Genomic DNA, 22,044 nt, shown 5'->3' with positions numbered 1-22,044 from the left:
TCCCGACCGGCTATCAACCAAGAAGTGACCGCGGTGTGCGTGCGCTTTGCGTTGGTGCCCTTCGCGGGGAGAGCTTTGGTGGACCGGTGACCCGCTCAATCCGGTCGGTACACGGTCATGTATTTGAAGTTGTCGCCCAGGGCGAGGCCAGGGCTGTCGCTGAGCTCGACCCCTGACGCCCGCTCATCGAGTAGCGCACTGGCGAACTCGATCAATGTCTGCCGCAGAGCCGCCAACGGAACCGGCATCCACAAAGCGAACTCCGCGAGCTGATGGGTGAACTTGGAGAACTCCTGCCCGTCGATGTCTATCCGCACATCGAGCCGGCTGTTGGACCGCTCTGGCACCAGCGCGACCACGGAACCGTCGTGGTCGAACTCCGCGGCGAGGCCGCTCACGTCGGCGAGCCTGACCAACTGCAGTTCGCCCTCAAGTAGTCGCGACCGGTACTCGCCGCCGACCGGGTAACTGGAAGGCGCCATCAGACGGTAGCTCGAAGCGTCGATCAACTCGGAGTAGAACACGATCGCCATGTGCGCGGTCTCCCCGCCCTTGGGCACGACCTCCATGAACTGCTCCGACGTCGACTCGGAGGTAGCGGCCACGAGGGTATCGGCTGGCCCCAGCGAGTACCCGGCGGTGCCGGACGGGGACGTGTCGCACCTATCGAGCAGGTCGGCCACCGCGCCCCAGTCGGGGGTCGGCAGCGACATCGTGTATGCCTGCCGCACGATGTCACCTTCGTCGATTCGGCTGGAAGTCAGATAGGTCTCGACCTGTTCACCACGCTGGCGCTGCCGGGCAAGCCGCCCGGTCGTCGCCTCGCGCGCCGGGGCAGGCCGGTTCTTGCACTCCAACACCACCACTCCGTCACCGCTCCAGCCGACGATGTCACCAACGCCAATGAGGGTGGTCAAGTCAGCGATGATCGGGGCCAGGCCCAAACTCAAGAGTCTGTTCGCCTGTTCGAAGACGAAGTCGAAGTCCAGGCCCTGCGCTGAAAGCGACGCTGGTTTGCCCGGATGACGTGACAGCGACCGGATGGTGTGTTCGGGGAGCAGCGAGTGCACTAGCCCGTCGGCAATCACCCGTAGCAAGTGCCTGTGCCACCTGGCTTCTGCTCGGTCGACACCGGCCGGGGGACTCTCCGCGTCGATGATCGCGTCAGCCAGACGCCGCTGCCACTGCAGGAGGTCACCCTTGCGGGGTAGCGCAGCCAACTCGAGCATTAGCGCATGCCGGGTCTGAACCCAGGCCAGGGGAACTGACACGCGCCCATCCTCGTCGGCGGCCAACCCGACACGAGCACTGACTCGCCGCAGCGGATCCGGCCCAGTCCGTACGGGTGGAGCAACGGCCAACGAGCGGGCCACGGCGCCGGTGAGTACCACGGGCGAGAGACTCGGCCCACCGTCCGCGTTGCACGCCCGCCCCAGTGTGCCTTGCCCCTCGAGTACTAGACCAACCAGCACCTACCCGTACAGCGGGCCCAGACGCATGAGTGGCAGGTCAGTCGCCGCGGCCGAGCCGCGCGACGACGGCGTAGTTGGCGAGCCGCCAGACCTCGTCGAGCGGTGGGTACATCGTGTCGCGACGGATTGAGTCATCCTCGGCATTCAGCAGTTCTCGCAGCCGCGGCTTCCACTCAGCCCGCACACGAACGGTCCAACCGGTGGCGGGCCAACACAGATTCTGCGTCCCCGCTCTGGTCAGGAAGTTGATGCCGAGCGTCGTGACGTCTGCATATAGCTCACTCGGAACCCTGCTGGTTGGCGCGCGACCACTTTCGCCCGCGAACATGTCTCGCCCGCCGTACCGGCGATTGAGCCCGCCCACGAGAAACACACCCGCCTGCGCGACCATGCGCGGATCAAGGTCGTTGGGGTCAACGAGGGCAACGGTCTGCGTCCACGCCGAGGACGCGTACTCGTCACCGCGAGCGAGGTTCTCCCACGGCAGCGCCCGCGACCCATCCGCCGCGAAGCCGAGGTCCACCGTCATCGAATTAACGTGACCGTGCGCGTGCACTATGAACAAGCGTCCGTCGATCGTGTCGTGGTTCTCGACCGCGAAGTAGAGCGCTTCGAGCGGGGTCCGAGAGAAATCGAGCAGCCGAGTGGGCACGCCATGGTGCTGAAGCACAGAGAGAAGCTGCCCGTCGCTCATGCGGCGGCCGATTCCCTCGGCGCGCATGTCGTTGATCAACTGAGCCTCGACCCCGGCGATAGTTCGCTCCGAAACGCCGTTGGGGCGCGCCTCGCGGCAGAGGCGGTACAGCGACGATGTGAGCCCGTAAGAGGTTCGTGCCTGACCTCTGTAGACGACAGCGGGGCCCGTGGGGAGGGGCCTTGCTCTTCCAGTGACTGGAGAGGTTGCTCCGGCCTTGACCCAGTCCCACAGCGCGTCTGCGGTTCCCAGACCGAACCGTTCGTTCACGTCGGTCCGACTGAACAGTTGCCCGGGAACTGTGCCCGCGGTGAGGCTCACGCGCCCGACCGTACCGCCGAGATCGGACAACGAGCGAGAAGAAGTCCCCTGCAAGACGCTCAACCAGGCGGCGAGGGCACCTCAATCGGCGGCCGTGGTTCTGTACAGGTCGAGGACTTCAGGGCTACCGTCCGGCCATGCCAGAGCAGACTTGGACGAAGGCTGAGCTTGAGGACGAGCTCGCTCGGTTCGAGCGCGCATTGAACGCCGCCGGTAAAGCGCCCGACACGGTGGACACCTACGTGGGCCGCAGCGGGATCTTCCTTCGGTGGCTCACCGACGAGTACGTTCCGCGCTGAGGTGAGCCGCTACGCGCCGACCGTGCCCGAGGAGTACTACGCGGTACTAGGCCGACTCGTGGCGATCTCGTCACTCGCGGAGACGCAGGTGGCGCTCTGCGGATGGGCCGCCGAGACCGGGTATGTCTACACAGATGAGTGGGCGTTCGACCGCTTCCCAGGCGGTGCCACGACGTACGCGAGGAAGCGCGTCCGCTACCTCGACACCGATCAGCGCTCCGACCTTCGACTCCTACTCGCAACCTACGCAGAATTGGTCGACGTCCGTCACCAGGCCGTGCACGGCGTGCTATCGCTCGATCCGACGCTCGCGCCAGACGAGCAGTGGCTCGTGCAGAGTGCTCGCCATGGCGTCACGACGCTCACGGGCCTCCTGGAAGCGATGCAGGACGCGACAGTGCGCCTCCGTGGCTTCGTGAGGTCTGCGAACGAACTCCGTAACGCGATAGCGGCGCGCCCGTCTGCCGCTCGGCGGCGACAGGAAAGGTCGTTGCAAGAAGCTGAATCTGCCCTGAATGAGTTGATGTCGAAGCCCCGACGGACTCGAGACGGCGAGGCGCAGGGCGCCGCTCGGGAGTTTTCCTCCAGTGAACCCACGGCACCTGCGGGGCCTACCGCCGATGGCGGCTGAGCGCGGTTTCGCCGTAACCGCTCGGGCGTCGTACTAAGCAGCTCATTCGGCATTTTCGACCGGTCGCAACTGATCGTCGCTCTCGGCGAGCGGGTCAGGGGGCCGACGGCCGCCACTTTGCGGAGCCACCGGGCCGTCGCATCACTCGCCTGTGCCAGCTCGGTCGCATCATCCAGTACGTCACAGCCTCGAGACGAGCCGCGAATGACGCGAGGAGCGCCTGCGTCTCCCTCAGCCGTGCAAAGAACTCGTCGTACGGCGCGACCGTACTCTCACCGTGCTTGTCTCGAGCAATTCTGGTCAAGGAGACTGCCCGCCGCTTACCGGGAAGGATTGGGTATTCGGTGTGGATTACGTCGTTCCGCCGGCCCCTCAGGTCAAGGGCGGAGGCCCAGTCGAGGGTCTCAAGGACCTCTGCCGCGACCGCAGTGTCGACTCTCGCCAGACCTTGTCGGATCGCCTTCTCGGTTTCGAGCCACATCACCTCCTTGTGCGGCTCGCTCAGCCGATGTGGCTCCAGATGGCGGAGCATCCGGACGAGGGCGACCTCGACCCTGGCACCCATGACGGCGACCGCACCGACATGCAGCAGCAGCGAGTTGGCGTACGTGCCCGTGATGTCGTCGTCAAGGTCAGGCGACTGCGGTGGATGCTCGTCGTTACTCATGTACGGAGCGTGCCAGGGCGCGCGACAGGCGGCGCTAATGGGCGGGTTGTCCAGCGCTGCACAACTGCGTGCTGGCTGATTGCAGCGGTCTCCGCCACACGACCGTGCCTCGCTGCAACGTGACGTCCTGAGCTAACTGGGCAGCGTCATGCTGGCGTGGATCAGGTGCAACGTGACCTGGCGCAAGTCGGGCGCAAGGAACCTCTTGGGCGCCGGGTTGCCCACCGGGCCTATCGCCTGCTTACCATCCGACGCCGTGTACGTAACCGCATGGGCGACTGCATTGCGCCGTTTGACGGCTGGCCGGCCGACATTCGCAACCCAGTCCACCTGGTCAGCTCTGCCCGCCTCTCGGGCGAGCTGCTCAAGCACCGCCACGGCTTGGCCAAGAGTCCTTGTGAAGGGCTCGTCCGAGGCAGCGCCACGGTGCTGATTGATGGCATCCCGCACTCCCGCATGCAGGCGTGCGGCCGCCCACGTCACCCGCCCCAGCTCAAGGAATAGGTCTCCGTCGCCTGGCATCGAGTCGACGTGGCTCTCGGGAGGAAGGTTCACGATGAAACACTCCCATGCGCCACCAGATCCGCTTAGCCTGGTCGATTCCGAGCTCTTGGGACGTGGCCGAACGAGCTCCACCGAACCTTGAGCCAGTCGCGGCTGTCTCGCGGATCCCAACGCTACGCGGCTCTCACCTGAGTCGATGACCGGCGTCCTCGGCTCCACAACGGCAAGGTCGTCCACCAAGCGCCCGATCAGCGACACGATCGACTCCGCATGACTGTCTCGCCCTGGCCTGAGTAGCGCTGCCCAGCATTGCCTCGCAGGACTACAAGCCCCCAAGTCAACCAGCGCGGAGCGAGCGCGGTTCCCCACCGGACACCCCCAAGCCCTTTAGCCTGGGCAGGTGAGCGAGGACGAACTTACGGCACGAGTTCAGTGGGCTGCAGTTGACGCCAACGCCTTCGGCCGAGGCAAGGTGCAGCTGGACCAGGTTGAGGGCCTCGCCGCCGAGCTCCGCTCCGCGAACGTCGAGGTGGTGGTGCCAGAGGTCGTCCTGTGGGAATGGGCACAGCACGCTCATGCAGATCTCGTTGCCCACTACGACTCGCTCAGAGTTGGCGCTAAGACGTTCCGCGGCTCCCGGATGGCGGGCGCTTTTCCCGACGTCAGTGACCGCGCAGAACTCCACACTGTGAGCGTCGAGCAAGTCCTGAGCCACCTGCGCGACCAACTCAGTCAACTTGACAACGTCTCCGTGCTACCAGCGACGCCGGCCGCGGCCCTTGTCGGCTTGAAGGCGCAAGTGCTGATGCAAGGCCCAGGGGAACGAAAATCGGGAATCAAGACCGGTGCTGCCGACATGGCCTGGGTGCAGGATGTCCTGGCCCTGGCGGAGTCCGAGCCCGCAAGGCTAGTGCTCCTCACATCCGACTCGGATGTAGAAGCCGCGTTCAAGTACCTGGGCGCCGCGCCCCCGGTGCGCTACACCCGGCGCAACCAACTCGTTGGAGCTGTGCGGGGGTTGGTTCCTGCGCCTCCAGGCGACATGGCGTTGAGCATCGCGCGTTACATTGGGTCGAAGCTTCCCGCCGCTATTGGGTCCGTCGCTCGCGCGGGGGAGCTTGACGAACTCGTCGGTACCCTCGACGACGCGTCAGTCGAACAACTTCTGCCATCGAGGCTTATCCTCGGAGCGTCCATCACCGAGATCACCGGGCTCGCGTCAGTCAGGGATCTGCAGACCAGCCGGCCATCTGATGGGCCAGTCGGGAGTCTGGTTACGGCGTCCCTGACCCTTCTTGCCACCATCTCCGCGGTGACCTGGGACCCGACTCCAGATGACCAGGAACGTGTTGCGGCGCGAGAGTTCGAGGACGTCGCACTCGAAGTTCCCATCTCCGGTCGGCTCATGGAGCTGGAGGTCCAGAGGCTACGGGCAGCCGCACCGGCAAGCGTGCTGGAGCACTTGCCGCTTTACGACTCTATCGCCGATGGGAAAAACGCCCTTTCCAACGCCCTCGGCGCTGTCCCGGGTCTCCCCCGCGACGAGTGGTGGAACGATGTCCTTAATGACTTCGTCCCTTCGGAGATCCCCGAAGGTATCGACTGGACACGAAACGACCTGATGGACGAGGAAGAGCGTTGGGAGATTGGACTCCACATACACGGCAAGGAGTCCTCAGTAATCATCGAGGCTGACCCGTACGAGTTCTCGAGGATGAAGCGCAGCCGAATCTATAGTGTGTTCGGCACCTTCGCCGGGCGCGAAGTCAATGGCCCTACTGCCGTCGCCGGAGCCGTCCTACGCGACTTTCTGGTGCCGTAGCGCCTGACTCTCTTGGCGGCCCCTGACATCGCTCTCGCCATGCCCGGATTCTCTTGGTGACGAACCGCGCATCTCGCCTTCTAGGGACAGGCCTGCGTACACGCCCTTCCTGGGTTCCACGGGGCGCTCGTCGGACGCCTCGCGTCCACCTGTCGGAAGGCCACCTCCAGGCTCGCGCCTCGCTCAGGCAGCGCATCGAGGGCTCCGTCTCGCCGAGGCGATCGGCAGAGGATTGGGACAACTAGGTGAGATTCGCGCCGTCTCACCAAGTGTCCGCCGCACGTCAGGCCGTCGGGCTCCGGACGAGTTCGATGAGATCCGACAGTGTGACCGCACGGCGTGTCCGGGAACCACACGCGGATCAGCTACCGGTCCCGCACAAGCAACGGCCCCCACGAGGCGATCAACGGAACGCTCGAGCACCGACGCGGATCAGTTACCGGAACCTCATCAACTACATAACCCCAGCCTGCTCGAGATCGGCCTCACGCATCAACTACGCCGTCGATTGGGGTAAGTCGGTTTGGCGAGCGGATTTTCGCCAGCAGGCCCTCGGGATTTCGCCGATGTGATTGCCGAGCTCGTCGCGGATGACCTTCGTGCGCGTGACCGAGTCCCAGCGGACGACGAACATGCCGCGGCGGGTGTAGAGCTCCACGAGGTAGTCCGCGGCGTAATTAACCTCCTCGGTCTTTCGCCCGATGTCCGCGTGGCGCGAGCGCTCGTACTCGCCGATGACGGTCCCATCCACGGTGATCTCGAGGCGAAAGAGCGTGTCGGAGGTCGGCTGAGCTTCAACGACGAGCGGCATGGGACTCCGATCAGTCGAGTCGGACGGTTCGGCCGGACCCTAGCGCTCAGCGCCGACGGCCGTGAATTGGGTCGGCGTGTCCAGCTCGCGCCACGTACGAGATCGCCGGGGGCATGAGCTCGCGCGGGCGCTGGACGCGCTGCGCACTGAACCCCTTGTGGAACCGATCCCGATGACTCGGGCCGGTTCGATCTGCTACCTCCGCGCCCTCCGTCGTCGCTAAGGCTTGTGGCCGATGGGCGTGTCGTGCCGGGCCGGGTGGCCGGGTGGCATCAGCACGGACGATGTCGAGACCCAGGACGCTCCGACGCGAGGGCGGATTGGCACATTTGCCTCGAACGGGAATGTCACCGGGCGGCCGTCTGCGTTCGGATCCGTTTGCCTTGCCAGGGCGATGGCCGCGGCCACGCCGTCCGGTTCGACCGCTGGGGGATCGGCGACCACCATCGTCTCGGTTCGGGTGTCCACGATGAACCACCGGGTGCGGCCTGACGGGTAGACAGCTAGCAGCGGCACCCTGCCCGCCGGCGGCGGCTCGGTCGGCCACATGTTCTTGTCCTCCCGGCGTAGAGCCTTGCTGACCTCCTGAATCCCGAGCAGCAGATTGCCGGTTCGCCCCTTGAGCTGCTCTGCCTCCGGTCCGCCGGTGAGGACCAGGAGGCGGTCGGCGATGCTCCAGAAGGACACCAAGCCCTCGCGGTAGGCAGTCGCGGCGAGATCCAGGTCCGGACCCACCCGGTGCACAGGGGTGCCCTTGATGTCCCTGACGATGCCAGCCAGGGCGCCGCTCGAGCCATGGATGACACCCGAGAGGATGCGGTACCCCTCGTAGCCGTCACCCAGTCCGTGCAGGTCTGCACGTTCCTTGAGCGTGCCCTTCGCCCACCCGCGCTTAAATCCGGTGGTCCACTTGGCCAGCGCAGCCTTCAGCGGTGCGGCGGTCGTGCGTGCGAGCTTGTCGAGTCGGTCCTTCTCCTTCTTGCGGGCGGCAGGGTCCAGGAGGTCCAGGTACCACCGGTGTTGGCTGACCTGATCGGCTGTGACGTGCCGGTGCTCGAGGTAGCGGTCAGGGGTGTTGTCGGTCGACGAGATGACGTCGCACAGGTTGATCAGATGCTCGAACATTGCTCGAGCGGCATGTGCGGCCGAGCGGCCGTCGAACCGGTCGACGTGGTCGACCAAGGCGATCGCGTCATTGGCCGCTGCGGTGACGATGCGATGCACGGCCTCATCGGGGAAGTAGCGTCGCAGGGCGTCGGTATCCAGCGCGACCGAGTACCGCCACTGGAGGATCTCGTCGCGGAGGTCCGAGCTGACGAGCTCCCAGAGGTGTTCAGGGACTGGGACGAAAAGGCTCTCGTGTCTCCCAGCCCATTCGGTCGCCGTCGTCCCAGCGCTTCTCGGGTATCCCAAACGCGTCACCGCTCGCCATGGGGACCATCGTGCCCGACCGCCGATCTGTCGAGCTAAGGATTCGGACTACTAGGTCTGATGACCGGTGTCTCCGCTATGTGTCCCGCCTCAGGTCACATCGTCGGGCACCGGACAACTTCGATGAGGCCCTACACGAAGGCGTCGTCGGTCAGGAACGTGCCAATAGCCGCTTCACAACCGAATCTCCGCTCGCACCGGGTCTGATGGACGCGGTCAGCGAAGATCGTGGTGTTGAATGAATCAGCGCTGACTCGTCGAGAACGCTTTAGGGTGAGCACGGTGGCCGCTGACGAGTTCCTCGCGCGCGACGCCTACAACGCGTGGGTACGCCTCGTGGAGCGCGCCGAGTTGACCGTGTGGGTGCTTACTCCGTACCTGGACGACCAGGTGGTTCGTCTCCTGACGAAATCACGCGTCCCGGCTAGCCAGGTAACCGTCGTCACCGACCTCTCGCCAGAGAGCGGCCCGGCGAACTACCGGAAGAGGCTGCTCGCGCTCAAGAAGTTGGTAGTCGCGGGTTTCCAAGTGCGCACCTTGGCGAGGTTGCACGCCAAGGTGCTAGCCGTTGACGGGTCCAGGTTTGCGATCGGATCGCAGAACTTCACCGGATATGCGCGTCGCAGCCGCGAGGCGACGGTGGCGCCGCACGAACCAGTTGTCGACGAGAAGTTCCGCAACAGAATCCGAGAGTGGGTCGAAGCCGCTGAAGCAGTCACGGAGGATGACCTCGACCGACTGCTGGAGCAACTCAGTGATCAGATGGATCTCGTCGACTCTGCAGTAGCCGGACTGGTGGCGTACTTCGAGGCTGCTGATCAGGTCCGTCACGAGCGCCTGTCTGCGGAGCGGGAGGCAGAGCTCCAGCGGGCTCGAGCGAGGGCGCGCGCCACTGAGAAGCGACGTCGTGAAGTGGAACGCGCACAGCGCGAGCAGCAGATCACTGATCTCCTGGCTCGCCGGGTACGGTCCTCGCCGTACCGCCACCATCGGGGTGCCGCCTACGGCCGGCTTGTCGACGTGTGGGACCAAGGGGGTTACTTCAAGGTCGATTCCGGAGAGTCGTTGACCGCGTGGTTCGGCGCAGATGGCAGGAGCATCGATCTGACGAGGCTCAAGTTCATCCCGATGATCCTGTCTCCGACGGGCAAGCTTGCGCTCGTGCGAGTAGCGCAGGGTCAGATGAGTTACGCCACCCAGAACGTCTCCTTCGGGACTCGAGTCTCCGTCGGTGGGGTGCCCCTCCACCTGCAGATCCGATTCCCGGATCCAGTGACCACCGAAGGAGTCAATGTCATCGCCATCTTGCGCGAGCACGCGTGGTCTCCATCGACGACGCTCCACATGATGTTCGACCTCGAGACGCTAGATCTCCGGCGTATCGAGCAGGAAGACCGCGTCTGGACCAGTCCGATCGAGCAGTTCGATACTGACGAACTCCGCGATGTCGCGCTGCAGATTGTCGACGACGAGGTCGAGCGCGAAGCGTTCCTCAAGCGGGTCTTCCAAGGGACCGCGCTGACGGGCTTCAAGAGCAGTGGCCGGACGATCGGCTCTTTCTTGGACGAAGGGCGGTACAAGGTCGATCTCCTTGAGGTAGCCGGCGGGCTCTTCCTCACGGCACGGCCCGGGTGAGAGTTGCCGCGCCCGCACGCGCGCCGCGTCTGGGGACGGTTGCCTGCGTTGACTTCGGAAATTGCGTGACCTTCGCCCCGGTCTCGGTCCCGAACTAGGAGCATCGCCTCTCTGACCGCTGAGCGAGGGGTCGACGTCAAGGAGTGATCGGCGTACTCCTGCACGGCGCTGCTCCTGCTGGCGGACGGCACCAGCGCGAGGCTACGACGGCGCTCGCGCCACGGCTGACAAGAACCTTCGGCTGCTCCAAGTCGTAGGCGGCCGCGTGCCAGACCTCAGCAAGGTGGTGGTCGCCCTGAACCCGGCTGCACCTCCAGCAGGAGAAGGCCATGTACGTCTTGCCTGCCTCCTTCGACGCGCGTGCCGACAGGTGCGCCATTGCCGGCCAGCGCAGCTCCTTGACCCGAGCCGCGACCGCTGCACGGATGTCTGACTCCTGCTCCCGCGTCGTCTCGACGTGTGCATGGTCGATCAGGCGATCAGCGGTGGAGTCGGCCCATCGCCCACATGCGCCGATGAGGTCGTGCTCCGCCGGCGATCGCGTGGTCGCGTACCGGGTCGGTAGCCGCCCAGCCGGTCCCAGCTCGAGCCTTCGGGGGTGTGGCCGGAGAGATGTAAGCGCAGCGGTGTCGGACGGCGTGGCTACGCTTCGCGCCACGCCGGTATCACGCGGGCGCCGAGGGGCTCCTACGGGAGGAGGCCCGCTGCGTCGCGGGAGCCCTGGGTGCTCGCGAAGGAGACAGCGTGACGACCGTGGACCTGAGGGCCCTACTCGAGGATGTGGACGACGACGTCAAAATCGAGCTGGCGAACATGCCCGAGATCGTGGAAAGGGGCGATGACCTCGACGTCAACTCCTTGCCCATCAAGGCGCGCAGGTGGCACCGGGCGGACGAGGTCGTCGCGGTGGTCGCCGACCTAAAGAGCTCGACCCGCATCGGGCTGAACAAGAAGCCGGCCTCGGTCGCGAGCATCTACGAGGCGAGCACCGGCGGCGTGGTCCAGGTCTTCGACGAGTTCGACGCCGACTTCGTCGCCATCCAGGGAGACGGAGCGTTCGGCCTGTTCTGGGGCGAGTTCCGGATGGAGCGCGCGGTCTGCGCAGGCATCACGATCAAGACGTTCAGCAAGCGTCACCTCGTGCCTCGACTGGAGAAGCGATGGCCCGACTCGCTGCCGAAGACCGGACTAAAGGTCGGCGTCGCGGCGAGCCCGATCCTGGTCAAGCGTGTGGGTGTGCCGCGCACGGATCACCAGGAGCCGGTCTGGGCGGGGCGCGCCGTGAACTACGCAGCGAAGGCCGCCCAGCAGGCCGACGCCCACGAGATGCTCGTTTCCGGGACGGTCTGGGACTGGGCCCAGGACAACGACTACCTCGCGGTGACCTGCCCATGTGGTGACGAAGGCCCGAACCCGTCGCTGTGGCACGACGTGACGCTAGAAAAGGTCCCCGAGGACGACGGCGAGCGTGAGGGGAAGCGGCTCACGTCGCAGTGGTGTGAGGAGCACGGGGCCGAGTACTGCGCGGCGGTGTTGGCTGGTCTGACGTACCGGGCGGACGCCCACGAGGTTGTCGAGAAGGCGGCCGCGGTCGAGCTCGCCAACCCGCTGCGCGCCGTCGCTGCGCGGAAGCGCCGCGACCACCTCAACCTGATACGCGGTCTGCGGCAGCGCTGACGTCGTACGGCCCACCCACGAAGATGCTGAGAGGAACGCGCACGTGTACCCGTCGATCGAGAACAGCGTCAGCAACATCTTCAACACCGGCTGGAACATCGCCAAGGGAACGGTGGTGCCGGACACCGAGGACATCGTCCTGAAGAACGGCGGCAAGCTGGTCGACGCCGTGTATCTCTACGCCGACCTCGCCGGCTCCAGCAAGCTCGCGCAGAGCCTGACGAAAGAGGCGACGGCCAAGATCATCAAGGCCTACATCAGCACCGTGTCCCGCATCATCCTCTTCAAGGGCGGTGCGATTCGGAGCTTTGACGGCGATCGGGTCATGGGCATCTTCATGGGTGTCGACAAGGAGGAGCGAGCGGTCCGAGCTGCCATGGGCATCCACTGGGCTGTTAACGAGGTCATCCCCGAGGCGATCAAGAACGGGTTCACCGACGGGAAAAACTTCTGCGACATCCGGCACGCAATCGGAATCGACGCCGGCGAGGCACTGATCGTTCGAGGCGGCGTCCGCGACAACAACGACCTCATCTCGATCGGGTCGGCACCGAACGTGGCAGCCAAGCTCAGCGACCTCCGGCTCGCTCCGTCGATTTTCATCACTCAGGCCGTCGCCGATGAACTCGGAGCCGACTACCAGACGTATGGCGAGGCGCGCCGGCCCGTGTGGTCGAGGGTGCACTCCGTCGGACCGATCGGTGGCCGGCACGTCACCGTGTACGGGACGAACATCCAGTGGGCGCTCTGATGCGCCCCCGCGAGAACCCAGAGACTGCGCTCGCGACCGCATGGCAGATCCACCAAGCCCAGGCGGACTGGACGGGCAAGGTTGATACCAAGGCGGCGTTCGCCTTCACCGTGCAAACGCTCTTCCTGACGTTCTCGCTCGCGACGCTCAGTCAGATGTGCACCGCGTGGGAGTGGACCATCTACGGCATCGGCGCTGGCCTCCTGGTGGCAGGTGCTGTCCTAGCCGCCTCGGTCGTCGCGCCCAGCCTCAAAAGCCGCGGGCTCAAACGGGATGCGCGTCGTCACTACATCTACTTCGGCCACGCTCGTCACTGGGACCCGGCACACCTCGAGCGCGAGCTGCGGCGAGGGGACCCGCTCCCGCAGCTCGCTCGACAGATCACGGTCATGGCAGACATCGCTTGGTCCAAGCACGTCCGGGTGGCGTGGTCGATCTGGCTCGGCGTGGCAGGCGGTCTGTGCGTGCTCTCCGCCTCCGTGCTGAACCAGGTGAGCTGAGGACCCAGCTCGACGGACACGGAGCGCCCTCAGAGCAGCGCGATGGGGCAAGACATCGGCAGGACGAGGGAGTTCGATGAGTCCGTCTCACTTCCAGCGAGTCGAGCACGTCCTACGAAAGTGGCCACAGCGTGGCCTTCCACCCTGCGTGGGCGGTGCCCGGTGGGCGGGACGGGGTCACGGTGTCCGACAGCGACGCGGGACGGGCGAAGTCACGCGGTGCTGAACGCGAGGCGCGGTAGGGCAGATCGACGCACTACCCCTTCCGCCTCGTTCTCGGGCGCCCGTGTCCGGTCTCCCAGCGGCGACGCGCGCGGCCGTTGCGCGGACCGGCTCGTCCCGGGTCGTCAATGGACCACCTTGCAGCGCCCGGAGTCACGCCACAGTGATGCGTGCAACCCATGGCGGGTTGTGAACCTGGCCGACCCACCTGGTCTTCTCTTGGTGGACCATCGCTATCGGCCCGACGTACCCGATGGTGTTGAGCAGCGCGAGGCAAAGCCAGTAGCGGGCGTGCATACCTGCCTCGGCCAGCTCGTAGATGCTGAACATCGTCGGGCTTTCTCTGGTGGGATGGGTGACGACGTTTCTCATCTTCATGACGGCCCCGAGGGCATCTCGGTTCTTCTGCGGGGTCGAGATCCGGGCTCTTGCCGCCTCCAGGTGAGCGAAGTGCGGCTTCACGTCAGTGTCGACGCCTATGTCGTCCAGCAGCAGCCGAACCTGAACTTCAGTGTCGAGCTTCTTCCAGGCGGTGTGTGAGTAGTCCTGCCGCTGCGTCATGAACCGGTAGTACGCCAGTAGTTGCAGCCCAGAGACAGGGATGGAGACAGTGAGGTCAACGTTCACATCGACGTTGCCGGCGATGTAGTACCCGAGGGCATACCGCAGCGCCGTGAGGTCGGCGTCGTCGACCGTCAAATTCAGAACGAGGCCTAGTAACTCGACTACTTGTTGGTCGGCCACGGTCTCGTCGAGCCATTGCGTCGAGTTCTGGTACGAGTCGACGGGAGCACTCCGCCAGCGACACCAAGTGGGATCGCCCTGCCAGTAGCCCACGGGAAGGGCGCATGTGGTGCGTCGGCCTAGGGCCAGGTTCAGGCCGAGGCGAACCCGGTCGAGCGCGTCGAAGGCGTCCTCTCCGGTGAAGACGCTGCCATCGGTACGGCGTAACTCTCCGACGTGGGTGAACTGCTGACCACGTCGGTTCTTGAGGTCCTTCCAAGCCTCGCGACCCGTCATCTCCCGGCGTCGGTCAAGTGTCACGGTCCAACCGCCTCCCTCGGCGACGGTTCTGCCCTGCCACGTGGTCGTTGGCTCGCCGGGTTCGCAGATGCCCCATCCCTCACCTTGCCAACCGTTGGGCAAGAGGAACGTCACTCGCTCCAGGTTCGAGGCGTCGCCTAGTTGCTGCTCCACCGTCAGGCCGATTGACGACAGGTCATCGGCTGATTGGCCGGCCAGCTCGATCGGCTGCGGCGGCAGGTGCCCAGACGGGAGCTCGATCCCTATCTCGTTCGTGTTGACCCAGAGCCCGGGATCGTTCATGCCGTTCAAGAACTTCATGAGGTCGGCAGTTCTGGGCTCACGCGATCCCCGGACGTCTATCCGAGGAGAAGTACCCCAGCGCCAGCGCACGTCGCCCTCGTAAGGCTCATCGTCGTCGGGTAGACAGAACGTACCCGAGTAGAGGAGAAGATCTTCGTCGACCCCTCCAGGTCGGTAGTAGTGAGTCAAGGCATCGGGGAAGTCGTGCTCGAACGTCACCCAGCCTTCCTTCTCGAAGCGGACTGGCCAGCGCACACGGCGTCGACCGTCTTCGCCAGTCGCCACTTCCACGGGAGGGGCGTTGTCCTCGGGCAATGAGACTCCTCCTGCTCAACTAGGTGAGACGACCGGCGTCTGAGCTGTCGGAGTCTGACCCGGTTTCCCGGACAGTTTTGCCTGTGGTGATCATGCCGCCGCGGTCGGGGCGGTGTGAAGGTCTTCGAAGTCGTTCGGGGGCCGGTAGCCGAGACCTGAATGGCATGGGACGGGGTTGTCGAAGCCTTCGATCCACTCGAAGATCGCCGACGTGTCTTCTACAGGGTGCAGCCGCGCGCCGTATGCGCATCTCACCGGCCAGTTCGCGCGGCGGCACCGTACGGCGCGGGAGGAGCGAGCCTCACATACGCGACAGCAGCTCCGTCTTCTTCGCCGCGAACTCCTCCTCCGTGAGCACGCCGGCGTCGCGGAGGGATGCGAGCTTCACGAGCTGGTCGGCCAGGTCGGGCGCACTCGCGGTAGTCGACTCGACGACGGACACAGCCTTCCGGTCCTTAAGGAAGCCCGAAACTAGAGAGAAGGCCTGCTCGGTGACGGTGGGCACAGGCGCCGCCTCCGCAACTGCCGAGTTCGCGGGAGCCGGAGCGGGTTCCACCCGCTGATCCTTGAGGATCAAGTCGAGGTGGGTGAAGAGCTGCTCGGACACCTTGAGCAGGGAGGGCTCCCCGACGAGCCAGTCGATGCGGACGATGCGCGGCGGACGGATCGTGGTGTCGAGCGCGGCACCCACCGCCGCCGAGGCGGACTTGCTCATGAAACGCGGGAGCGCGACGGCCGCGACGGCCTGCCCGACGGCGCTGACCTTGCCGCCGCTCGACTCGGAGATGATCTCCTCCCACGCGGCGACGTGATCCTGGTTGAGCTTGCGTCGCTTGAACCCCGACTGAACCACGAGGCCGGCCCCATAGGGCACCGCCGTCACCGTCCCGCTGAGGAACTGACCACCGACCACACGCCCGCTCATCGACATGGCGGCACTGTAATCGGGAGCCCGGACGCGGTACGGCTGTTGCCGGCCGGACGCCGGTTGAAATCTGCCTGTGTGGAGCATCGCCCAGCATTGCGATCGGGAAGCTGCGTTATGCGACCGGGAATGTGGCGGCGAGGTGTTGGTGAAGGGCGAAGACCTGATCGCTCGAGAGCGGGCCATCGTTGTTGAGGAGCTGGGCGGCCTTCTTTGGCCATAGCACGTCGACGTGGTCGATCGAGAAGGCTCCGCCGATCAGTGGCCAGTCGGCGTCGACGAAGCACAGCATCCCGCGTACCGGTACGTCGGGGTGGGACTGATCGAGAGCACTGCGGACGAGGTCGACCTGCTTGTGCATGCCGTCCAGGAGCTTGGTGCAGTCCCGGCCGCCGACCACGAGCGTGGTGGTCCGCGGGCGCAGGATTCCGCCCTGGATCCGCAGGTCGGGCCAGCCCTTGTAGCGCTTGGCGTCGATGACGTAGACGCCGCTGGGTGCCACGGCGATGTGATCGATGTTCGCCTTCGTCCGTGGGATACGTCGGTCGTGAAGCATGCGGACGTGCTCGTTCGCCCACTTGTCGAGGCTGCGGGCGACGATTTGCTCGCCGACGGCACCGGTGCTCCACACGCGGGTGGTCTGCGGGTCGCCGGACAGCGCGAGCATCAAGCCGCCCAGTTTCGGGTGCGCTGCCCGGATCCTGTCCTCACGCTTGGCTGCTCGCCGAGCGTGCTCGCGTTGGGCGGAGGCACCGGCAACGCCGCTCTCGATCACGGGTGGGCCGGAAGGCGTCGGCACATCAGCGACCTTGGACGGTCCTGGTGAGGTCACCTCACTCTGCGGGCACGATACGCAGCGCACGGTCTTGGTGGGCCGCTCGTAGACGGCGACCTCCCCCGCAGTTAGCTGTGCCCCGCACAGCCGACAGGGGCCGGCGTAGCGCAACCGCATCGTCTTGTCGGTTGCTGCCCCTGCGTCCGTGTCGCTCATGCAGACCGCATCGGCACGGGCTCTGGCCGAACTGAGCACTCCCAGTCCGCTGTGCGGCGTCCCTGCATCGAAGGAGCCAGCGTCGTAACGGCACCGCCCGAGTCGCTCAGTCGGTCGGCTCCGAGTAGCGGGGCGTTTCGCTCTCATGAGCCAGCTCGGAGCCGTTTCCGTTGACGGCGCGACCCGGAGACGACTTCGGCGGAAGGGTCTGCTGTACGAGTAGGTGACAGGCGGGCTTCGGTGTGGGCGGCAGTATTTGCTCATGGATTCCGATCACGTCCCACCAGAAGCTCCCGTGCTTACGGGCGACGAACCGCTTGTCGGACTGGATGGCGTGACCGTCCGCGACTTCTGGTCTTGGGGCATGTCGGACCTGCGCACCAACACGCTGCGGGGCGTGCTCGCGGAGTTCATCGTGTCCCGCGCCGTTGGATCGGTCGCCGTGCGCCGCGTTGAGTGGGATGCCTACGACGTCCTCACGCCTGATGGCGTCCGCGTCGAGGTGAAGGCTGCTGCCTATCTGCAGGGCTGGTCTCAGCCGCGACTCACGGACATCAGGTTCGGTGGCCTCAGCGCGCGCCTCCTCAACGAGGCCACGAACACCTACACCGGCGATCGCGACTACAACGCCGACGTCTACTGCCTCTGCGTACAGACCGCGACCAGTCACGACGCCCTCGACGTTCTTGACCTCTCACAATGGGCGTTCTACGTCGCCTCCCGCGCCACCGTTGCGGCAACCAGGGCCAGGAACCTCACGTTGTCGACCGTCCGGCGAATCGCCAGCGGACCCCACACCGTCGCGGAGCTCGCCGGCGCAGTCGCACTCGCCGCGTCTTCCTAGGGAGGCGAGATACTTCGGGGATGACAACGGGCGAGATGTGCATCCACGAGATGGCGATCGACACATGCGGCCTGTGCGCCCCGCGCAGCCCCGCCCGGCGAGCGGGCTCCGCTCGGGTACTGATCGCTCCGAGCCGCAAGGCGCACCTGGAGGGTGGCTGCGGCCACAAGGACGACCCCGATATGTCCGGGTGGGGCTACGTGAGCACCCCGGACGCGTGGCAGGCGGTCTGCAACGGCAACGCGATCCACGCCGATGCACCGTCGCGTCTGGTCTCAACGATCCCCTGCAAGGACTGCCAGAACGGCCCTCTCGGCTGACCGGGCGTTGCTGCTGTCCGCGCCGATCCACGGTCAGGACCAGCACCTGGGGTCTTTGGCGCATCCGGATACTGCGCTCAAAGGCTGATGACGAGCCAGCATGTGTGGGCGGTGGTCCTTCCGGCGCATGGGCGGGCGCGGGGTGGCGGGGCTGCCCGGTGGGCGACGACGCGCGAGCCCTGTGTGCCTCCGGGCCTCTCGGCGCCGCTACGTCGAGTGCCCAGAGCAGCGAGGCCCCCGACGACGACGCACGGACGGGCCAAACCGAAGAGACTTGCGCGCATGAGCAGATCACTCACCCGTCAAGAGCTCCTCGTCTGGCGCGAGAACTGGAGCTACACAGACAAAGAGCAAATCGAAGCCGCGCTCGATGTTCTGGGTGAAGCCGACTACTACGAGCCGACCTCGAAGGGGTACGTCGGAGCACGTGTCGCCGGACGCGTCGCGCTCTACGTCGCACCGGGATACATCTACTGGAACTCGCCGACGTGGACTGAGTCGCTCGACGCGCACCTGTTCGCGGGAGGCTTCGATACCGGAGAGCAGGACACGGGCACGTGGTACTGCCTTTCCACATTCAGAGCGCGAGACGGCTCGTCCGGGCCGGGCTTCGATGAGCTGCGCGCGCCGTGCCCCCGGTGTTTCACCGTGCCGTCGCTCACTGGAGCGTGCTACTGCGACTGACGCGCGGGCCCGCGGTGACCCCCGTGCCGAGGATTCGGACAACTTCGTGAGACGAACGCCGTCTCGTGTACTTGTCCAGTTGCAGGTCAACGAACTGGGCTTTGGTCAACTCCGATGAGTTCCTACAGCAGGGCCGCTCGACCGGCACGCGTCCGACGATGTGGCTACGGTGCAGTGATGAAGCGCTCGTTGCGGACAGCGCGGTCCGCAGTCCTCGCCGTGATCGCGGCGCTCGCCCTCGTCGGCTCAGCCGGCTCCGTCGCCAGCGCTGCGCCCACCGCCGCGTCGCGCGTCGTCTACGACGCCCTCGGTGACTCGTACGCCTCCGGGTACGGCGTCCCGCCCTACGCCGAGTGCGGCCGCTCGCAGAGCGCCTACGCCGTGCAGCTCGACGGGCGCCAGCGCCTGCGACTCGACGACTTCGTCGCCTGCGCGGGCGCCACCACGACCTCGCTGGTCACCGGCGGCCAGCTCGCCGCGCTGGACGCCGACACGGATCTGGTGACGTTGACCATCGGCGGCAACGACATCGGCTGGTCGAGTGCGGTCACCGCCTGCCTCGGCGGCACCGACGCCCAGTGCGCGGGCACGGTCGCCCTCGTCGGCGCCCGGACCACGAGCCAGCTGCCGGCGCTGCTCGACACGGTGTACGCCGAGGTCGCCGCGGCCGCCCCGAACGCCCACGTCGTGGTGACCGGCTATCCGCGGTTGTTCTCCCCCGAGTACGGCGCCTACCTTGCCGCCTCGTCGGCAGAGCTCAGCGTTCTCAACGCCGCTGCGGACACCCTCGACGCGGTGATCGCTGCCGCGGCCGACCGTGCCGGTTTCCAGTTCGTGGACGTGCGCACGAGGTTCGACGGCCACGGAGCGAACTCGCCGGATCCGTGGATCCTCGGGCCGTCCGACCCGGGGGCATTCCACCCGACCGTCGAGGGCTACGAGGCCTACACGGTCGCCGTGAACTCGGCGCTGGGTCCGGTCAAGCCGGGCTGCGGCAGGCAGCACAGGTGAGGAGACGGACCTCTCGCCGGCCGACGACGAGATCCCCGTCCGGCCGGAGGCACCCATGGGCAAGCTGATCTACGCAGCCAACACCTCGCTCGACGGCTACCTGGAGGACGAGAACGGCTCCTTCGACTGGTCGGTACCCGACGAAGCGGTGCATGCGTTCTGGAACGAGCACGAGCGGCACATCGGCACGTCGCTCTACGGCCGCCGCATGTACGAGACGATGCGCGTCTGGGAGGACGACGACTGGTTGACGGACGAACCAGCCGTCGTCCGCGAGTACGCGGGGATCTGGCGCGACGCCGACAAGGTCGTCTACTCCACGACGCTCGACGCGGTGTCGACGGCGCGCACGAGGATCGAGCGGCAGTTCGATCCCGAGGAGGTACGACGGCTCAAGGAGGCGTCCAGCTCGGACCTGAGCATCGGCGGCGCGACCCTCGGGGCTGAGGCGTTCCGGCACGGGCTCGTCGACGAGTGCGTGCTGCTTCTGTGCCCGGTGCTCGTGGGCGGCGGCAAGCCGGCGCTGCCGCGGGCGTTCGGCTCGACCTGGAGCTGCTGGATCACCGACGGTTCGGCAACGGCGTGATCTACGTGCGCCACGCGGTACGAAGCGCTACCTGAGGAGCCGGGGTATCACCCTTCGTCGGTCGCGCTCCTCCCCTGTGCAGCCCGCACCGTGCGGACCACGAACCATCAGGGGAGAACAGTGGCCGACAACATGTACGCAGGCGTCTCGGTGCAGGCGTTCCCGAACGGAGACGCGGCACTGAGCACTCCGCACGGCGACGTGAGGGCGTTCCTCGACTACGTCCGACAGTTCAGCGGGGTCAACTTCCACGCGCAGGACGACGACGTCCGCGAGTGGCGGTTCAACCGGGAGTACGACAACTGGCAGGACAGCCTCGGCATGGACTCCGTCCGTGTGCTCCACACCTACACGCACATGGGCATGGCGGCGGACGGCCGCTACGTCGCCGCGATGGGCCGCACCTGGGACAACACCTTCCTGGCCGAGTCCACGCGGATGTCGTTCGGCGACCAGCGCCTGCGCTACCTGATGCTCCACGGCTGCCACTCGCTCGAGGTGCAGGGGGGCCAGAACCCCTGGCGCACCTGGGCGGAGCCGAACAAGGGCGCGCGGATGATCTTCGGTTTCGACGGGCTCACCTACGACGTGGGTGGACTCGGCGCCGGGTTCTTCCGGGAGTGGAACAAGGGGAAGTCGTTCAGCCAGTCGTGGCAGGACGCTGCGTTCTCGACCCTGACGAACCACCGGCCGTCGTCGACCGCCTCCGGCGCGACCGCCGAAGAGGCACAGGACCGGCTCTGGAACGAGCGCCTGTTCCACGGCGGTGCCGTCTCCGACAACTGGTACTGGTGGAGGTGGGCCGGCCCGACGGTGATCGAGGTCGTCATCACGATCACGGTCCCGCCGTCACCGATGCGCCTCTCGGTGGAGCGTCGGCCTGTCGACGACGAGGTCGCGCGGAACCTGGGCGACCGGTTCGGGCTCCGGCCGTGGATCGCGTCCGCGGCGTCGCCCGATCCCGAGCACCGGAACGACGGCGGCGACGCCCTCGTCGGCCCACGTCTCGTCCTGTCGCCGGACGGGTCCTACGAGGCGTTCCTGGCCGAGCCGGACCGCTACGTCCGACCGATCGACGTGGACGCCGCCAGGGAGATCGCCGAGCAGACGGTCCGTTCTCTGGAGCTGGACACCGAACTGGTGCTCGACGCTCTCACGGTGACCGAGCACGGCGGCGCGAGCCAGGACGGCGACCAGACCGAGACGGCCATCGCCGACTTCACCGCCCACTTCCGGCAGGTGTACGACGGGACGCCGATGGCCCGAGGCCACGACGGCCATGTGAGCGTCACGCTCGACGCGGGGGGCACCGTGTGCAGCGTCTCCGACCGGACCGTCGCCGTGGTCGACGCCGTCGAGGCTGCACCGTCGGACGGGTACGAGGTCGACGTCGACGAGTCTCTCGGTCGCGCGATCGCGGACCTCGAGCGACAGCTCCGCTGCGATGGCCGCAGCGACTCCGAGCTGGTCCTCCTGCCGGACACCCGGGACGTCTCCTACCGCGTCGACCACGGCTCAGCAGTCCTGGTCGCACGCGAGGAGGTCGAGATCCGCAGCGGCGACTTCGCGATCCGCAAGGTCGTCGAGGTCGTTCTCTAGGGCTGG

General features: G+C 66.3%; 21 protein-coding genes. 13 read left to right on the top strand and 8 right to left on the bottom strand.

Going from position 1 to position 22,044, the window contains the following annotated elements:
- Positions 1-95 precede the first annotated feature (95 nt).
- Both ASD18_RS04795 and ASD18_RS04790 read right to left on the bottom strand, forming a co-directional pair.
- Positions 96-1,271, bottom strand: a complete 1,176-nt coding sequence (locus ASD18_RS04795) for a hypothetical protein (protein ID WP_056087405.1) — start codon at positions 1,269-1,271, stop codon at positions 96-98.
- A gap of 238 nt (positions 1,272-1,509) precedes the next feature.
- Positions 1,510-2,487 (bottom strand): FRG domain-containing protein, encoded by a 978-nt coding sequence (locus tag ASD18_RS04790; protein WP_200938476.1) that lies wholly within the window; start codon positions 2,485-2,487, stop codon positions 1,510-1,512.
- 137 nt (positions 2,488-2,624) lie between these two features.
- Between ASD18_RS04790 and ASD18_RS20980 the strand changes: the two genes are divergently transcribed.
- Both ASD18_RS20980 and ASD18_RS04785 read left to right on the top strand, forming a co-directional pair.
- Positions 2,625-2,786 carry a hypothetical protein gene (locus tag ASD18_RS20980; RefSeq protein WP_156387895.1) on the top strand — a complete coding sequence of 54 codons (162 nt, stop codon included), beginning with the start codon at positions 2,625-2,627 and terminating at the stop codon, positions 2,784-2,786.
- Between the two features lie 22 nt (positions 2,787-2,808).
- Positions 2,809-3,417, top strand: a complete 609-nt coding sequence (locus tag ASD18_RS04785) for a hypothetical protein (protein WP_156387894.1) — start codon at positions 2,809-2,811, stop codon at positions 3,415-3,417.
- Positions 3,418-3,511: 94 nt separating this feature from the next.
- On the opposite strand, the gene ASD18_RS04780 is transcribed toward ASD18_RS04785, so the two are convergent.
- Positions 3,512-4,084 carry a hypothetical protein gene (locus tag ASD18_RS04780; protein ID WP_056087397.1) on the bottom strand — a complete coding sequence of 191 codons (573 nt, stop codon included), beginning with the start codon at positions 4,082-4,084 and terminating at the stop codon, positions 3,512-3,514.
- A gap of 904 nt (positions 4,085-4,988) precedes the next feature.
- Between ASD18_RS04780 and ASD18_RS04770 the strand changes: the two genes are divergently transcribed.
- A complete protein-coding gene (locus ASD18_RS04770) occupies positions 4,989-6,410 on the top strand; it encodes a hypothetical protein (protein WP_156387893.1) in 1,422 nt (473 codons plus the stop codon).
- Positions 6,411-6,906: 496 nt separating this feature from the next.
- Here ASD18_RS04770 and ASD18_RS04765 read toward each other — a convergent pair whose 3' ends face one another.
- Complete coding sequence (locus tag ASD18_RS04765; protein ID WP_056087391.1) at positions 6,907-7,221, bottom strand: hypothetical protein; 315 nt, start codon at positions 7,219-7,221, stop codon at positions 6,907-6,909.
- 219 nt (positions 7,222-7,440) lie between these two features.
- Positions 7,441-8,445, bottom strand: a complete 1,005-nt coding sequence (locus ASD18_RS04760; protein WP_156387892.1) for a DUF5677 domain-containing protein — start codon at positions 8,443-8,445, stop codon at positions 7,441-7,443.
- 489 nt (positions 8,446-8,934) lie between these two features.
- Between ASD18_RS04760 and ASD18_RS04755 the strand changes: the two genes are divergently transcribed.
- The 4 genes from ASD18_RS04755 (at position 8,935) to ASD18_RS04740 (ending at position 13,215) form a co-directional block, all read left to right on the top strand.
- On the top strand, positions 8,935-10,287 hold the full coding sequence (locus tag ASD18_RS04755; protein WP_162251730.1) for a phospholipase D-like domain-containing protein: 1,353 nt from the start codon (positions 8,935-8,937) through the stop codon (positions 10,285-10,287).
- 744 nt (positions 10,288-11,031) lie between these two features.
- Complete coding sequence (locus ASD18_RS04750) at positions 11,032-11,964, top strand: hypothetical protein (RefSeq protein WP_056087383.1); 933 nt, start codon at positions 11,032-11,034, stop codon at positions 11,962-11,964.
- Between the two features lie 43 nt (positions 11,965-12,007).
- Complete coding sequence (locus tag ASD18_RS04745; RefSeq protein ID WP_056087380.1) at positions 12,008-12,715, top strand: adenylate/guanylate cyclase domain-containing protein; 708 nt, start codon at positions 12,008-12,010, stop codon at positions 12,713-12,715.
- The gene (locus ASD18_RS04740; RefSeq protein ID WP_056087377.1) at positions 12,703-13,215 is read left to right on the top strand and encodes a Pycsar system effector family protein; all 513 of its coding nucleotides are present in this window, start codon (positions 12,703-12,705) and stop codon (positions 13,213-13,215) included. Before ASD18_RS04745 ends, ASD18_RS04740 begins: the two co-directional genes overlap by 13 nt.
- Before the next feature lie 375 nt (positions 13,216-13,590).
- Here the strand turns inward: ASD18_RS04740 and ASD18_RS04735 are convergent, their stop codons facing one another.
- The 3 genes from ASD18_RS04735 to ASD18_RS04725 all read right to left on the bottom strand — a co-directional run bounded on the left by ASD18_RS04735 (position 13,591) and on the right by ASD18_RS04725 (position 16,994).
- A complete protein-coding gene (locus tag ASD18_RS04735; RefSeq protein ID WP_156387891.1) occupies positions 13,591-14,982 on the bottom strand; it encodes a hypothetical protein in 1,392 nt (463 codons plus the stop codon).
- A 397-nt stretch (positions 14,983-15,379) separates the two neighbouring features.
- A complete protein-coding gene (locus ASD18_RS04730; protein ID WP_156387890.1) occupies positions 15,380-16,009 on the bottom strand; it encodes an SHOCT domain-containing protein in 630 nt (209 codons plus the stop codon).
- Positions 16,010-16,118: 109 nt separating this feature from the next.
- The gene (locus ASD18_RS04725) at positions 16,119-16,994 is read right to left on the bottom strand and encodes a nuclease-related domain-containing protein (protein ID WP_235522257.1); all 876 of its coding nucleotides are present in this window, start codon (positions 16,992-16,994) and stop codon (positions 16,119-16,121) included.
- Positions 16,995-17,289: 295 nt separating this feature from the next.
- On the opposite strand from ASD18_RS04725, the gene ASD18_RS04720 reads away from it, so the two are divergent.
- The 6 genes from ASD18_RS04720 to ASD18_RS04695 all read left to right on the top strand — a co-directional run bounded on the left by ASD18_RS04720 (position 17,290) and on the right by ASD18_RS04695 (position 22,038).
- Positions 17,290-17,838: a hypothetical protein gene (locus tag ASD18_RS04720; RefSeq protein ID WP_056087369.1), complete on the top strand. Its 549-nt coding sequence runs from the start codon at positions 17,290-17,292 to the stop codon at positions 17,836-17,838.
- Between the two features lie 20 nt (positions 17,839-17,858).
- The gene (locus ASD18_RS04715) at positions 17,859-18,158 is read left to right on the top strand and encodes a hypothetical protein (protein WP_156387889.1); all 300 of its coding nucleotides are present in this window, start codon (positions 17,859-17,861) and stop codon (positions 18,156-18,158) included.
- Between the two features lie 282 nt (positions 18,159-18,440).
- Positions 18,441-18,842 carry a hypothetical protein gene (locus ASD18_RS04710; protein ID WP_056087362.1) on the top strand — a complete coding sequence of 134 codons (402 nt, stop codon included), beginning with the start codon at positions 18,441-18,443 and terminating at the stop codon, positions 18,840-18,842.
- A gap of 177 nt (positions 18,843-19,019) precedes the next feature.
- Positions 19,020-19,853, top strand: a complete 834-nt coding sequence (locus tag ASD18_RS04705) for an SGNH/GDSL hydrolase family protein (RefSeq protein ID WP_056087359.1) — start codon at positions 19,020-19,022, stop codon at positions 19,851-19,853.
- Between the two features lie 55 nt (positions 19,854-19,908).
- Positions 19,909-20,439 carry a dihydrofolate reductase family protein gene (locus ASD18_RS04700; RefSeq protein ID WP_156387888.1) on the top strand — a complete coding sequence of 177 codons (531 nt, stop codon included), beginning with the start codon at positions 19,909-19,911 and terminating at the stop codon, positions 20,437-20,439.
- Positions 20,440-20,559: 120 nt separating this feature from the next.
- The gene (locus ASD18_RS04695; protein ID WP_056087356.1) at positions 20,560-22,038 is read left to right on the top strand and encodes a DUF6345 domain-containing protein; all 1,479 of its coding nucleotides are present in this window, start codon (positions 20,560-20,562) and stop codon (positions 22,036-22,038) included.
- Positions 22,039-22,044 lie beyond the last annotated feature (6 nt).

The sequence above is a fragment of the Cellulomonas sp. Root137 genome, from assembly GCF_001426725.1.
Classification (GTDB): domain Bacteria; phylum Actinomycetota; class Actinomycetes; order Actinomycetales; family Cellulomonadaceae; genus Cellulomonas.
Note: the sequence above shows the minus strand (reverse complement) of the source record. Positions and strands in the feature narration are given on the sequence as shown.

What these genes read in the sequence shown, in the direction of transcription:
- ASD18_RS20980 (WP_156387895.1), top strand. Translation starts at nt 2,625, where the DNA reads ATGCCAGAGCAGACTTGGACGAAGGCTGAGCTTGAGGACGAGCTCGCT.
- ASD18_RS04780 (WP_056087397.1), bottom strand. Translation starts at nt 4,084, where the DNA reads ATGAGTAACGACGAGCATCCACCGCAGTCGCCTGACCTTGACGACGAC.
- ASD18_RS04765 (WP_056087391.1), bottom strand. Translation starts at nt 7,221, where the DNA reads ATGCCGCTCGTCGTTGAAGCTCAGCCGACCTCCGACACGCTCTTTCGC.
- ASD18_RS04730 (WP_156387890.1), bottom strand. Translation starts at nt 16,009, where the DNA reads ATGTCGATGAGCGGGCGTGTGGTCGGTGGTCAGTTCCTCAGCGGGACG.
- ASD18_RS04725 (WP_235522257.1), bottom strand. Translation starts at nt 16,994, where the DNA reads ATGAGCGACACGGACGCAGGGGCAGCAACCGACAAGACGATGCGGTTG.
- ASD18_RS04715 (WP_156387889.1), top strand. Translation starts at nt 17,859, where the DNA reads ATGACAACGGGCGAGATGTGCATCCACGAGATGGCGATCGACACATGC.
- ASD18_RS04710 (WP_056087362.1), top strand. Translation starts at nt 18,441, where the DNA reads ATGAGCAGATCACTCACCCGTCAAGAGCTCCTCGTCTGGCGCGAGAAC.
- ASD18_RS04705 (WP_056087359.1), top strand. Translation starts at nt 19,020, where the DNA reads ATGAAGCGCTCGTTGCGGACAGCGCGGTCCGCAGTCCTCGCCGTGATC.
- ASD18_RS04700 (WP_156387888.1), top strand. Translation starts at nt 19,909, where the DNA reads ATGGGCAAGCTGATCTACGCAGCCAACACCTCGCTCGACGGCTACCTG.